Raw genomic sequence first — 15,080 nt, 5'->3', positions numbered from 1 at the left:
ATATCGGTGTTTATCTAACCTTGGTCGTACATAAAACTTCAGTAAAAATCTGAATGGTCTAGGCGATTCATCATTGTTTCGCGTGAAAACACCCACTTATTCATGGACTTGATTCAATAGACATAAAAATGTCCTTTTAACATAGTGAAATTAGTTGGAAATTTGAGATAAAAAGTGGTAGGATAATATTGCATTGAGTTAGTACCAGGTAATAATACTAGATGATAACGCATTTGAGGGTGTTATATGGCAAGCATGCATACATAAACGAGATTTTTCTTCCTTAGATAAATAACCGGAGTTAAGTTTGTTTTAACAGAAAAATGTTTTAATTATTAGGAGGGATGATGACATATGGTTGAAAACCGTCATCTACAGGCAGGTCTAAGTGATGAGCAGGTGCTTGAGATGTATAGAACAATGTTATTGGCAAGACGTATAGATGAACGGATGTGGCTGTTGAACAGATCTGGGAAAATTCCTTTTGTCGTTTCTTGTCAGGGGCAGGAAGCAGCTCAAGTGGGAGCTGCATTTGCATTGAATCGTGAAAAGGATTATGTCCTTCCTTATTACCGTGATCTCGGTGTGGTGCTTGCGTTTGGGATGACCGCAAGGGATTTAATGTTATCCAGTTTTGCAAAAGCAGAAGATCCAAATTCGGGCGGGCGTCAAATGCCTGGGCATTTTGGGCAAAAAAAGAATCGCATCGTGACGGGATCTTCGCCAGTTACCACTCAAGTGCCACATGCAGTGGGAATTGCACTCGCTGGAAAAATGGAAGGAAAAGATATTGTTTCATTCGTTACATTCGGTGAGGGTTCATCAAACCAAGGTGATTTCCATGAAGGGGCGAATTTTGCAGGTGTACATAAACTTCCGGTTATCTTGATGTGCGAGAATAATCAGTATGCCATTTCCGTACCGCTTGAAAAGCAATTGGCTTGCGGGAAAGTGTCGGACCGGGCCATTGGTTATGGCATGCCAGGGGTGACGGTTGATGGAAATGACCCGATCGAAGTATACCGGGTGGTGAAAGAAGCGGCCGAGAGAGGCAGGCGTGGAGAAGGACCAAGCTTAATCGAAACGGTTTCATACAGGCTTACACCACACTCAAGCGATGATGATGATAGTCAATACAGATCGCCAGATGAAGTGTCGGAGGCAAAAAAAATAGATTCGATCATCACTTTCGGTGCCTACTTAAAAGAAGCAGGAATCATGGATGACCAAATGGAGAAACAAATGAACGAGGAAATAATGGAAGTTGTGAACGAAGCGACGGATTATGCGGAAAATGCTCCATTTGCAAATGAAGACACGCTCTCAAATTACGTTTACGCAGGTAAGTAAGGAGGAAAGAAGATGGCAGTGATATCTTATATAGATGCCGTAATAATGGCGATGCGGGAAGAAATGGAACGTGATCCCCGTGTATTTGTATTAGGTGAAGACGTAGGGGTAAAAGGCGGTGTGTTTAAAGCGACTTCAGGGTTATACGAACAATTCGGGGAACAGCGTGTCATTGATACACCGCTTGCTGAATCCGCAATCGCAGGAGTTGGCATCGGCGCGGCCATGTACGGAATGAGGCCGATTGCGGAGATGCAATTCGCTGATTTTATCATGCCCGCAATCAACCAAATCATCTCGGAAGCTGCAAAAATCCGTTATCGCTCAAATAATGACTGGCATTGCCCTATCGTCATCAGAGCTCCATACGGCGGGGGTGTACATGGGGCGTTATACCATTCACAATCCGTTGAAGCCATTTTTGCCAATCAACCGGGACTTAAAATTGTCATGCCCTCTACACCCTACGACGTGAAAGGGTTATTGAAAGCAGCCATTCGCGATGAAGATCCGGTCCTTTTCTTTGAACATAAACGTGCCTATCGCCTTATTAAAGAAGAAGTGCCGAATGATGATTATGTTTTACCGATTGGTAAAGCGGATGTAAAACGTGAAGGCGAGGACGTTACAGTGATTACTTACGGCCTTTGTGTTCATTTTGCGCTTCAGGCAGCTGAAAGGCTGGCCAGTGATGGCATATCCGTTCATATACTTGATTTACGAACCGTTTATCCATTAGATCAAGAAGCCATTATGGAAGCTGCATCTAAAACAGGAAAAGTCCTATTGGTTACTGAAGATAATAAGGAAGGAAGCATCATTAGTGAAGTATCGGCGATCATCGCAGAAAACTGCCTCTTCGATCTCGATGCCCCAATCATGAGACTCGCGGGCCCGGATGTCCCTGCGATGCCATATTCACCACCATTGGAGAAATCCTTCATGGTCAATCCTGAAAAAGTGGAAAAGGCACTGAGGGACCTTGTTGCCTATTGAACGGACCTTAAAATAGAACAAACAAAGCATCCTCCATCTCGGGGGATGCTTTGTTTGTTCCCGTAATTGATCATGCCGATGAAAAACCAATTAAGGAAATCGCCAAGGATGTCCGTGAACTTGACCAAAAAGTACGCATGAATAAAAAATTATTGAAACGGCATTTGATTTTACTCGAATCTTATACGTTGAAGCAAGTCGGCAAAATAAACTATACCAGTATTTATTGAAGACGAGACTACAGGCTACAGAGATTCGTATAGACCAAGCACTTGAAGAGTATTGTAAGGGAAATGGAAAAGGTGAATTTTATATTAGTTCACATAATACGGATTATAATCATTAAGGCCTTTAATAGTGTTTATATTGGGGTTGAATCTTAAAAATGAACTTAAGTCTAGCAACTATAAAAAGGTTGCCAGGCTTTTTTTTCGATAAATAAAGTCAACTATAGAAGCGTGAAAAACTAATCCGTTTGATTACGCTAGGGAGGGCACATAATATCTCCCCCGATTTCTTTTATTCAGTTGTGATTTTTGATGAATTTTCACTTCTTAAATATATATTGACCGAAATGCGTGGTATTATATGGTAAAGGATTCTAGGTAAAGGAGCTTATGATGAATACTGGACAATTCTCCAATAATAAACTATTAGATATAGTGTTTGAAAGTACATATTATGGAATTGTAATTGTCGATAGTAATGGAAAAATTCAATACATTAGCAATAAATATTGTGAATTTTTAAATGTTGAACGCGACACAGTGATTGGTGAACATGTGACGAATATAATTGAAAATACAAGGCTACACCTTGTAGTGCAAATAGGTAAATCGGAAATCGCTGATATACATTTTCTTCGTGGTGATTTTGTTATCGCCAATCGCATTCCTATCATCGAAAATAATGAAATAATTGGTGCAATCGGGACAATAATGTTTCGTGATCTTGATGACTGGAATAAAATGAATAGTCACATTAAGGAGATACTGACAAAACATAATTTTTACAGAAATGAAATAGATGTTACAAATGGAGTAAAGTATTCCTTACACAACTTAATTGGAACTTCTCAAGAAATACAACAGTTAAAAGAACGTGTGAAAAGGTTGGCTAGAGGTGATATCTCTGTACTAATTAGAGGAGAAAGCGGTACAGGCAAGGAAATAATAGCACATAGCATTCATCAGTTAAGTGGAAGAAGCGACAAACCGCTTGTGAAAATAAATTGTAGTTCAATTCCGGAACACTTGTTAGAATCTGAACTTTTCGGTTATGAAGAAGGTGCCTTTACTGGGGCAAAAAAGGGAGGTAAAATAGGAAAGTTTCAATTTGCTGATGGTGGAACGGTTTTCCTTGACGAAATTGGTGATATGCCTCAGCAAATGCAAGTCAAGTTATTAAGGGTACTTCAGGAGAAAGAGTTTGAGCCTGTAGGTTCGCTTTACCCAAAAAAACTAAATGTTCGAGTGATTGCTGCAACAAATCGCCCTTTAGAAAAATTGGTTGAAGAAAAGCTATTTCGTGAAGACTTATTTTATAGAATTAATGCTGTCCAATTATTTGTTCCTCCTTTAAGAGATAGAATTGAAGATATCCCTTTACTTGTAGATTATTTTTTAAAAAAAATCACAGCTCGAATAGGAAAACGAGTAACCTCCATACACCCTGAGGTGATTTCATTAATAGAGCAATATAACTGGCCAGGGAATATCAGAGAACTAGAGAATGTCATTGATGCAGGAGTTCACCTATCAAATGAAGAGGTAATGGGAAAGGATGCTTTACCTGATAATCTAAAACTTCATAATGTGAATATGAAAGAATTAAGTTTAAAGGATTGTGTAGAGGAAACAGAAAAGAAGGAAATCGAAAGAGCGTTAAGGAGGTTTAAGTTTGATAAAAAAAGGGTTGCGGAAGCTCTTGGGATAGGGAATTCTACCCTTTACGATAAAATTAGAAAATATCAGATTTCTGACCAATAAAAATAAATCCGGCATTTCAGAATTCATTCCGAAATCCCGGATTTATTTTTTAATTTCCGGATTAATGTTGATATAGTTCACATTACAGGAGAAACAAGGCTATAAATTATGAAAATTAATGAATGAAAAATCAACTGATCTTACTTCAGTTGATTTTTTTTAGTTATTTTCCGAATAATCGGAAAATAAGTTATTGGGTTTTCCTCGATTATTAAGGACAGTAAGTCAGTAAGGGTTTTTTCCGTTTTGGAATGAATCTTGCATTCAAAATTAGAAGAAAGGAGGAAAGAAAACGATAAAAACGAGTGGTCAATTTAATGGCATGTAAGAGGGCCTGTTTAGAAAGTTTGAGAATTGATTTGAACATTATTGAATTTAGTGGCCTTGCAGCCTAAATTTTGTCTGTATTTTTTTAATTGAAAAGGAGGAATTTCATTGGATGTCGGTTTTATCACAAGAAAAATGGCGAATGATTTAAATAATATAAATCCTAGAAAAATAGCAATAAAAGAAGAAGTAGGAAAGTCGATGACGTACATGGATCTCCACCTTATATCAAATGCGTATGCAAACAAGCTTTACGAAATTGGAGTGCGAAAAGGGGATCGTGTCGGTATTTTACTTTACAACTGTCTCGAATATTTTAGTCTATATTTTGCCATTGCGAAAATCGGTGCAATTGCAGTTCGACTTAATTTTAGGCTTTCAAGTGCAGAGCTTGAGTATGCATTAAATGATTCACAGACAAAAATATTGTGCTTCCATTCTAACTTAGCCAATCAGCTGGAATCAGTTTGTAATAATGTTTCTGTTGAGCGTTATTTTTGTCTTCCTCATAGAAATGGCTCAACCCCAGGTTGGTCAGAGTCATGGAGTGTTTTAGAAAGTGGTTCGGTAGATGAGGTCAAAGTCGATAACATTAAATTAAACGATCCAGTCATGCTGATGTACACATCAGGAACTACGGGAAGACCTAAAGGTGCGATTTGGACTCATGATACAACTTTCTGGTTTTCCACGATACAAGCACTGAAATGGAAATTTACAGGGCGAGAAGTTGCGATGACGACAGGGCCACTATACCATGTTGGAGCGATGGAAGATATCGCACTTCCCATTCTACTGATGGGTGGAAGGGTAATAATTACAAAAAGCCAAGAATTCGAGATTGGAAGAATTCTTTCCGTTATTGAAGAGGAAAATGTGACCGATTCTTTTTTATTCCCTTTCATGATTTATGAAATGCTAAATTTGCCTGAAATTGAAAAGTATCAGCTAAAATCTTTAAAAACTATTTATACAGGTGGTGACCCGCTAATGCCATGGGCACTAGAACAATTAAAAAAGAGGTTTCCTCAAATTGGAGTTGTTCAAGTTTACGGGTTAACTGAAGGACAGCCAATTGCGGCTTCGCTTGAACCAAATGATGCTTTTACAAAAGGCCATACCGTAGGAAAGCCGATGCCACTTACAGAAATAAATATTATCGATGAGGAGGGAACGCCTTTGCCAGTTGGTGAAATTGGTGAAATCGCTATTAAAAGTCCAGCGGTTTCTGAGGGTTATTGGAGGAAACCAGATGCCACAATGGAAACATTCGTGAATGGGTGGTGTAAAACAGGAGACATGGGAAAATTCGATCATGATGGGTATCTATCAATTGCAGGCAGAAAAAAAGATATGATTCGGAGCGGTGGTGAAAACATTTACTCAGCGGAAATTGAAGATGTCTTATACCGGCATGAGGAAGTGAAGGAAGTTTCTATAATTGGTATTCCTGATCCGAAATATATTGAGGCTGTATGTGCTGTTATTGTTAAAAAAGAAGGAGCCAAACTTACGGAGGAAGATGTTGTTAATTATTGTAAGGAACATCTTGCTAGCTACAAAAAACCTAGAAAGGTCACATTTGTTGATGAAATACCACGTACCCCATCCGGGAAGGTTCAAAAGTTTATTCTTCGAAAACAATTTAGTGGAATGGATAAATAAGGGGTTTATGGAAGGGTGAAAAAGGTTTTGTGAATACATTATTTCACTTTGTTTAAAAAATCACATAACCACGAAGGATTCTATCATAGATATCAGGGTTCACCCACTGATTCACGTTTTTCAATAATGCCAGAGTATTTGGAACCCACAAGTACACTTTAGGTTTAGGAGGAAAGCCGATGAAGAATAAGGATCAAGTTGTTTCATGGTCAAAACAGAGTAATATTGCAACGATTATTATTGATAATCCACCTGTTAATGTATTAAGCGCAGATGTTATAGAACAATTGAATCTTGTGGTGGATGAAATTGAAAGCGATTACAATATTAAGGTCATTATACTTACCGGTGAAGGCGAAAGAGCTTTTGTTGCTGGAGGAGATATTAAAGAATTTCCAGCATGGATTGGAAAAGGAGTGGAAGAAGGAAAGGGGAAATCACTTTGGCTTCAGGAACCACTTAATAAAATTGAACGGTTATCTCGACCAACTATTGCTGCAATCAACGGATTAGCACTAGGTGGAGGGTGTGAACTTGCCTTAAGTTGTGATATTCGAATTGCGGAGGAACATATTAGGATTGGGCTTCCTGAAATTAAATTGGGATTGTTTCCAGGTGCAGGGGGAACTCAAAGACTTCCTAGACTGATAGGTAAAGCCAAAGCAAAAGAAATGATCTTTACTGGAGAGCCACTGAATGCAGAAGATGCCAAACAAATAGGGCTTGTTAATCATGTTGTGCCAAAGGGCGAATCTTTAGAAAAAGCAAAGGTAATTGCAAAATGTATTTGCAATCATTCTTTACAATCTTTAACTTTTGCAAAGCATTCTATTGATTTTGGTTATGAACAAACACTTGAAGATGGACTCGTGATTGAAGCTGAAAATTTTGGTCATGTTTTTCAGACTAAGGACGTAAAGGAAGGAGTTGAAGCCTTTATCAATAAAAGAGAGCCGAACTTCATTGATCAGTAATCCCTCATGACCGAACCAGAGGCAAGTCCGATTTTTGAAAAAGATCCTGATGACGGGATTGGAAAAAAGCAGATTCTAAAGTAACTCATCTTTGTTAATAAACAAAATCGTTTAAAAGAAACAGTGGATTTACTCGGGAAATTAATTAAAGTTCTTTACTAAATGTGCACTGGAAAACTGTCCTATAATGCCCCAATAAGTCTTGGGGCAAAGCATTCAAACCAGCAACAAATGATAACATATAATATTTTGAGAAAGAGGGGGAAGTCGAATTGGATGTAATGATCATTATTATTTCACTAGGATTACTTATGTTTCTAGCATATCGAGGATTTTCTGTTATACTTTTTGCACCATTGTGCGCTTTGTTTGCTGTATTTTTAACGGATCCTGGACATGTTTTACCTTTTTTCTCTAATATATTTATGGTTAAGTTGGTTGAATTTGTTAAATTATATTTCCCGGTTTTTCTACTAGGTGCTATTTTTGGGAAACTGGTTGAAATAAGCGGTGTTGCAAAGAGCATAGCAAAAATTATTGTCCGTTTTATCGGGGCTAAACAAGCCATTCTAGCCATTGTGATAATGGGCGCAATTCTGACATATAGCGGAGTTAGTTTGTTTGTTGCAGTGTTTGCTATCTATCCATTTGCTGCTCAGCTGTTTCGCGAGGCTAATATTCCAAAGCGATTAATTCCTGCGACAATCGCAGTTAGTGCATTTACCTTTTCCATGGATTCACTTCCAGGGTCTCCACAAATTCAGAATGTCATTCCAACTGGTTTCTTTAAAACTGACATCTATGCTGCACCGACATTGGGGATTATTGGGGCAATATTTATCATTTCCTTAAGCCTTTTATACTTAAATCATTGTCGCCATAAGGCAGCTAGAAACGGTGAAGGGTATTTTGGAATTGGTGATAAAGCTATTGATAAGGAAGCTGCTGAAGCAGAAATGGCAGCCAGTTCTGCTATATCAGTGGAAACGACTAATAAGTTGGGAATAGATTCTGAAAAAGCTATAAGTAGAAAAGACTGGCTTGCTTTTATTCCGTTGGTGTTAGTCGGAGTGATGAATAAGTTTTTTACTGAGTCTTTTCCTCTTTGGTATGCCAAAGGATTCGATTTTGCTACGATTGGGTTAAAAGACTATGGTATTGTCGAAATGTCAAAAGTTATTGGTGTCTGGTCTGTAGAGATGGCTCTTATTCTCGGGATAATAGCAATCGTCTTATTAAACTATAAAGCTGTCAAATTAAATTTCAATTCGAGTATTAATATAGGCATTAGTGGGGCATTGCTAGCAACCATGAATACGGCAACCGAATATGGCTTCGGGGGTGTGATTGCAGCTTTACCCGGCTTTACTGTGGTACAAGATTATCTCACTGGAATGTTTTCGAATCCTTTAATTAATGGGGCGATCATGACAAATGTTTTGTGTGGCATTACTGGATCAGGATCTGGTGGGATGAGCATTACGTTGAGCTTAATGGCGGATACTTATATACAAACTGCTGCTCATTTTGACATTCCGTTGGAAGTTTTGCATCGTGTCATTTCTATGTCAGCAGGTGGATTTGATACTTTGCCGCATAACGGAGCTATAATAACTCTTCTAGCTGTTACGGGACTCACACATCGCCAGGCATATAAAGACATTTTTGTTATTACCATTATAAAGACACTTGCTGTATTCTTTGTAATTGGTATATTCAGCTTGTTTGCTATCGTTTAACCATTTCCCGTTGAACATAGAAAAATACAATTTTATTTCTGCTATAACCGCTATTTACATGGAATAATACGTCTTCTATATGAAAAAAATTTTATTCGTGTTGATTTTAAAGAAATACACTAAATTATATAGTCTTTTAGTATTTAAAATCGGAATCTTCCGACTGATAATTCAATCACAAATAAAAGGAGGATGAAATAATGTTTAATAAATATTTCCATCAATATGAAATCGGAGAAACATGGATGTCGAAAGGACGTACTATAACCGAGGCTGATTTAGTAATGTTTTCTGCATTTAGCGGTGACTGGTTTCCCCTCCATACTGATAAGGAGTATGCAGCTAATACACAATTTAAGCAACGGATAGCCCACGGAATGCTTATACTTTCGGCTGCAACCGGCTTATTTCATTTTGAACCAGGGATCGTTGTTGCATTTTACGGTTTGGAGAAAGTTCGATTTATAAACCCAACTTTTATTGGGGACACGATACATGTAGAATTAAAGGTGATTGACCTTTTTGAAAAGGGCTATCAAGGTGTTGTAACAGTCATCCAAGAAATAAAAAAACAAAACGGAGAAACTGTAGCCATAGCCAACATGAAAATAATGGTCAATTCTGATGCCGATGTAAAAGTATAGTAGTCACTTGATTTATTAGGCGACAAACATAAAAATAATTAAAAAGGTAAAACGAGCTTTGGACTACTATCACTATCATTAGTCTAGTCAATCGAATTAGCTTATGGATAAAAGAGGAATTCGGAGTGAAAGTATTACCCAAAAATTTAGCACAGAATATAAACGGGCAGTAGGAGGAGGAAACGAAATAACATGCTGCGTTTTTTCTCATTTTTCAGATTAAGGCAAGCCTATAGACTGGCTTGCCTTCTTTAATGATCTCCAGCTTTTTTAGTTTTTTAAGACATGAAAAAAACATAAAGGGTAACAGAGCTAAAATAATAGGAGAAATCGCACTGACGATTCCTCTCTGCATTGACCTGCAACCGCTTGGAGTCCAACATACTGGAATTTTAATTTACTTTTATAAAATCCTATCCAAACCTTTATCCTTATATTTATTCACATAGTTGCGAATGTTTGGTTCCCTTCGTTTAATCGTTGGCAATTTCACTGATGGTTTTACCTGGCAGCAGCATGTATCGTTCGAACATTCTTTTGCAATCAGTAGAAAGCATGGCTTAATCTAATCATTCATTTGATTTGAAATCTGTGGCATTTTTATCCTTTCTTTATAAGGTTTTGTTTATTCTATACCGAATTTGTCAGAAAATAAATTTCAAGTTCATCTTATATATATGAAATCCATAACAATGTTTGTCATAATAAGAAAGTAGGAAGGGGGAATATCATGCTTCGATTATACGGGGCTTTAATCGGCCTTAGTTTGATATGGGGTTTATCGTTTGTTTTCATGAAGTGGCTGCTCCCGCCAGCGGGCATTTGGGGGATTGTGTTTCTCCGCTGTTTGGCGGGTGCTGTTGTTCTGCTTCCCATTTTATGGTGGAAGCGCAGTGAAATTAACTGGAAATTACCATGGACAGCACTGGTTGTTGTCGGAATCTTCAATTGCGGATTAGCATGGGGTTTAATAGCTTTAAGTGAAACAGAGATTAACAGCAGCACGGCATCGATTCTTAATGCAACCACTCCGATCTGGACGGGGATCATCGGATTTATCATTTTTTCTTATGTTTTAACCGCCCGACAATGGATGGGCATTCTTATCGGTTTTTTCGGAATTCTAGTATTGATGGATTTTCAAGTCGGTCAGCTTTTCGGCAAGGAATTCATCGGGATTGGGACAATGCTGCTAGCGTCCACCTGTTATGGTTTTGCCGGCCAATATACGAAAAGATTTCTTTCCAGTACAAGCATATTGGTCATTACTACGTTTACGCTGCTCACGGGTGCCTTTATCGGTTTGATCGGGATGCTAATAACAGGTCCGATTAAGCCAGTGATGTTGATGGACCCGCTAACGATTTTCTCCATAGTCGGTCTTGGGTGCTTTGGCTCTGGGCTCGGCCAGCTGATCTATTTCTACATCAATAAAAATGGCAGCCCAGAGTTAGCCGCAACGGTTACATACCTTATTCCTGCAAGCGCTATGGTTTGGGGGTATGTCCTGCTTGGAGAAGCGATTAATCCTAATGTAATTATTGGCCTGCTGATTATTTTCGCAGGGGTTTATCTTTCTTCTAAGAAGTCAAAAGAAAAAGATGGTGCTAACTCTTCATCCGGAAAACAAGGGGAATTGCGTCATGTAAAATAAGATACCAAAACGAAATAGCCCTCACGTAAAGGTTTTGTCTTTACCTGGGGGCTTTCGTATTGAAATACTGTCAATTTAGCAAGACAAGTGATTGATCGTCTTTGCCGCGAATTATAACTATAGATAGTAACCCGTATTCGGAATGGCATTTGCTTTAGAATGGATATTCTGTTTCGATAATTCTTTCGAAAGATATTTAGAATAAAATGAAAATTGACAGAGGTTTTTTTAGAAGTTATTTTGACTTTGAGATATATTGATTTGAGATAAGTTGTTGACAGTGAATTTTATTCATGATAAATTATCTTTAAGTAAAGATATATTAATTCAAGATAATAAAAATTATGTAAAACCTTTTCCAACCCCTTTAATGAATAGCCACTCTTCTTGAAGGGAGAATATAGGGGATTAATTCACAAGCTGAACATCCAAAAATTGAATCGTTTTAATGGGAGGAATTAATTTATGAATGGATTAAAAGGTATACACCATGTAACGGCCATAACAAGTAGTGCAGAAAAGAACTATGAATTTTTCACAAATATATTAGGCATGCGTTTAGTCAAGAAGACAGTTAACCAAGATGATATCCAAACCTATCACCTGTTTTTTGCCGACGATGTTGGCGGTCCAGGTACTGACATGACATTCTTTGATTTTCCTGGTATTCCTAAAGGAGTGCATGGGACTAATGAGATTTCAAAAACATCCTTCCGTGTACCGAATGATGCGGCATTGGAGTATTGGGTTAAGCGGTTCGACCGTTTAGAAGTAAGGAATACAGGGATTCAGGAACAATTTGGTAAAAAGATCATTTCATTTGTGGATTTTGATGATCAGCAATATCAATTGATTTCAGATGAAAATAATGAAGGGGTTGCAGCGGGGATTCCTTGGCAAAAAGGACCGATTCCCCTGGAATATGCCATTACAGGATTAGGACCAATTTTCATTCGGATTGCCAACTTCGATTACTTTAAAGAAATGATGGAAAAAGTTCTATTATTCAAAGAAATAGACAAGGAAGGATCATTTCACCTATTTGAAGTAGGGGAAGGCGGGAATGGTGCACAAGTGATTGTCGAGCATAATTCGATCCTTCCTCAGGCACGGCAGGGTTTTGGGACTGTTCACCATACAGCCTTCCGTGTTGAAGACCGTTCCGTTCTTGAAGAATGGATCGAACGAATGGAAAGCTTCCAATTTCATACGTCTGGTTATGTTGATCGTCACTTTTTTGAGTCGCTTTACGTGCGAGTGGCGCCGCAAATTTTATTCGAGTTTGCCACTGATGGTCCTGGATTTATGGGGGATGAGCCGTATGAAACGCTTGGGGAAAAGTTATCTTTACCACCGTTCTTAGAACCGAAAAGGGATCAAATCGAAAAGTTGGTACGTCCCATTGATACAGTAAGAAGCACCAAGGAAATCATTAAAGAATAATTGACAATCTTTAGCGAATGATATGTAGGTTTATGCCCATACTAAAACAGGTAGAAATAAAAAAGGGATAATCATTTGAAATATAAAAATGCTCTGGAGGAATGAATCATGACAAAAGATTTTTACACGGCGATTAAAGAGAGACGATCATATTATGGAATCAATAAAGAAGTCCAAGTATCGGATGAGAAAATTAAAGAAATTGTTGAATTTGCGGTAAAACACACGCCATCGGCTTTTAATTCCCAATCTTCCCGCCTTGTTGTTTTGACAGGCTCGGCCCACGATAAGTTATGGGATATTACGACGCAGGCTTTAAGGAAAGCAGTTGGAGATAGAGATTTTTCTGGTACTCAACAAAAAATGGATTCCTTTAAAGCGGGATATGGTTCAGTATTATTCTTTGAAGATGAATCTGTTGTGAAATCACTTCAAGAACAATTTGCAACTTATGCCGATAACTTCCCAATCTGGTCTCAACAAACATCAGGCATGCATCAATTAGTTGTTTGGACTGCACTTGAAGCAGAAGGATTGGGAGCAACTTTACAGCATTATAATCCTCTAATTGATGATGAAGTGAAAAAAGAATGGGATGTTCCAAGTAACTGGAAATTGATTGCGCAAATGCCATTTGGAAATCCAACAGCTCAACCGGGTGATAAAGAATTCAAACCACTTGAGGATCGTATAAAATTTTATAAATAAAGAGTACTGATAAGAGTAACTTTGTTGAGAGCCATTTCTAATTGGCTCTTTTTTGTTTGTACTCATTTGCCCATATCTTTTCAGTATTACAATAAGATAAAATGTTTTCACTATATTTTGTTTATTGCCCTGTGTGGAAAGTGACTATACCTTATGTAAAAGTTTTATAAGTAATAATTTTGCTTTTTATTCAATTCTTTAAAAATAAGAGCTATTCCTTGGTCAAGTTTTTGTATATTTGTATTGGACACGTTTAGTTTTAATATTTTTTCCTGGTGAAAGCCATCTATATAATTTTGGCCTATAGTCTCTACCAGTACTTGTTGATTTTGTAAGTTTTTGATAAGGTGAGCACTATTTAAACGATGAGGCAGTACGATATGTGCGTTCATGCATATGGATGCTGGGCGATAAAAGCCTGGAGTAGAGTACTTTTCCAGAGCATCATATAGCAAGTTTGCACGCCCTAAATAGGAGAGCCGTACCTTGTTTCTATGGCGTTCAAACATACCGCTTTTTATGTAGATTTCCAAGGCTGCTTGTGAAATCATGGAACTATCAATATCAGCTGTTCTTTTATATCGTTGGAAGCTGACGGCTAATTGTTTAGGCAATACGGCAACACCTATGCGTAGTCCTGGAAACATTATTTTAGAGAAGCTTTTTAAATAAATGACCATTTGATGAGTATCCCCGGAAAAAATGGGGTCTACCTTCATATTCTCTTCGAAATCTGCTAAATAATCATCTTCTACAATATAGACACCATACTTTACAGCAAGTTTTAGTATCTCTTCTCTGTCCTTTTTAGAGTAAGAAGTCCCTAACGGATTATGGAAACGAGGCATCGTATAAAAGAATTTAATTTCCTGACTGCTAAAAATCCGCTCTAATTCCTCTAAATCAATACCTTCTGCAGTTCGTTGGATTCCTAGCACGGAAATCTTGTACGCTTTCAATTGCTCCACAAATAGATGATAACTAGGCTGTTCAACAAGTATATGGGTACGTTCATTTGGAAAAGGGATGAACGTTAATAAGGAAAGTGCTTGTTGCACGCCAGAAGTAATGAAAATCTGTTCTTCTTTGGCGAAAACCTGATACTGCTCTAATTGTTTTTGTATCACTTTTATTAAAGAGGGTAGTCCTTTTGGAGTGCCATAGATAAACAATTCTTGCTGATAGGTATCGATGGCTTTGTTGATGCAATGTTGAAAGTCATGATACGGAAATTGATGCCAAGCGGGAGCGGAAGTAACAAAGTCGATTTCCGCTGTTGGTTCACTTTTACCATCAAATTCTTTTTGAACGACATAATATCCACTTTTAGGAACTGCGTAGATTAAATGCTTCTTTTCCAATTCTTGCAGAGCTTTCAAAACTGTACTTTTACTACATTGATGTTGTTCGCTTAATTGACGAATCGATGGGAGTTTAAACCCCGCTTTGAGCTGTCCATTCTGGATGAGAGATTCAAATTCATTACACAAAGCTACGTATTTTAACATGAATACCTCCTAAAAACTGTACCGTTACAGATGCTTCTTATTTGTATTGTATCGTAGTGGAACTTTTAATACGATACTAACAAC

General features: G+C 37.8%; 11 protein-coding genes and 1 pseudogene. 11 read left to right on the top strand and 1 reads right to left on the bottom strand.

Annotation, left to right across the window (positions count from 1 at the left end):
• Window positions 1-354: 354 nt before the first annotated feature.
• The 11 genes and pseudogenes from FNK51_RS10515 (at window position 355) to FNK51_RS10465 (ending at window position 13,488) form a co-directional block, all read left to right on the top strand.
• Complete coding sequence (locus FNK51_RS10515) at window positions 355-1,350, top strand: thiamine pyrophosphate-dependent dehydrogenase E1 component subunit alpha (RefSeq protein WP_098371783.1); 996 nt, start codon at window positions 355-357, stop codon at window positions 1,348-1,350.
• A 12-nt stretch (window positions 1,351-1,362) separates the two neighbouring features.
• Entirely contained in the window at window positions 1,363-2,346 is a 984-nt protein-coding gene (locus FNK51_RS10510; RefSeq protein WP_098371784.1) for an alpha-ketoacid dehydrogenase subunit beta, read from the top strand.
• 44 nt (window positions 2,347-2,390) lie between these two features.
• Window positions 2,391-2,492 (top strand): annotated as a pseudogene (locus tag FNK51_RS27525) (2-oxo acid dehydrogenase subunit E2); the annotation flags it as partial.
• Between the two features lie 471 nt (window positions 2,493-2,963).
• Entirely contained in the window at window positions 2,964-4,334 is a 1,371-nt protein-coding gene (locus FNK51_RS10500) for a sigma-54 interaction domain-containing protein (protein ID WP_141993286.1), read from the top strand.
• A 435-nt stretch (window positions 4,335-4,769) separates the two neighbouring features.
• Window positions 4,770-6,326 (top strand): AMP-binding protein, encoded by a 1,557-nt coding sequence (locus FNK51_RS10495; RefSeq protein ID WP_141993285.1) that lies wholly within the window; start codon window positions 4,770-4,772, stop codon window positions 6,324-6,326.
• 179 nt (window positions 6,327-6,505) lie between these two features.
• Entirely contained in the window at window positions 6,506-7,300 is a 795-nt protein-coding gene (locus FNK51_RS10490; RefSeq protein WP_141993284.1) for an enoyl-CoA hydratase, read from the top strand.
• Between the two features lie 272 nt (window positions 7,301-7,572).
• Entirely contained in the window at window positions 7,573-9,039 is a 1,467-nt protein-coding gene (locus FNK51_RS10485; RefSeq protein ID WP_098371789.1) for a GntP family permease, read from the top strand.
• A gap of 200 nt (window positions 9,040-9,239) precedes the next feature.
• Window positions 9,240-9,683: a MaoC/PaaZ C-terminal domain-containing protein gene (locus tag FNK51_RS10480; protein WP_141993283.1), complete on the top strand. Its 444-nt coding sequence runs from the start codon at window positions 9,240-9,242 to the stop codon at window positions 9,681-9,683.
• Between the two features lie 730 nt (window positions 9,684-10,413).
• Complete coding sequence (locus FNK51_RS10475; protein WP_098371791.1) at window positions 10,414-11,337, top strand: DMT family transporter; 924 nt, start codon at window positions 10,414-10,416, stop codon at window positions 11,335-11,337.
• A 465-nt stretch (window positions 11,338-11,802) separates the two neighbouring features.
• The gene (locus tag FNK51_RS10470; protein ID WP_141993282.1) at window positions 11,803-12,780 is read left to right on the top strand and encodes a ring-cleaving dioxygenase; all 978 of its coding nucleotides are present in this window, start codon (window positions 11,803-11,805) and stop codon (window positions 12,778-12,780) included.
• A 108-nt stretch (window positions 12,781-12,888) separates the two neighbouring features.
• Window positions 12,889-13,488 carry a nitroreductase family protein gene (locus FNK51_RS10465; protein WP_141993281.1) on the top strand — a complete coding sequence of 200 codons (600 nt, stop codon included), beginning with the start codon at window positions 12,889-12,891 and terminating at the stop codon, window positions 13,486-13,488.
• Window positions 13,489-13,652: 164 nt separating this feature from the next.
• Here FNK51_RS10465 and FNK51_RS10460 read toward each other — a convergent pair whose 3' ends face one another.
• The gene (locus tag FNK51_RS10460; protein ID WP_141993280.1) at window positions 13,653-14,996 is read right to left on the bottom strand and encodes an aminotransferase-like domain-containing protein; all 1,344 of its coding nucleotides are present in this window, start codon (window positions 14,994-14,996) and stop codon (window positions 13,653-13,655) included.
• Between the last annotated feature and the right edge of the window lie 84 nt (window positions 14,997-15,080).

Origin of the sequence: Bacillus sp. B4EP4a (assembly GCF_006680105.1) — a bacterium.
Lineage (GTDB): Bacteria > Bacillota > Bacilli > Bacillales > DSM-1321 > Peribacillus > Peribacillus simplex_E.
This window is presented reverse-complemented; position numbering and strand designations above follow the sequence as displayed.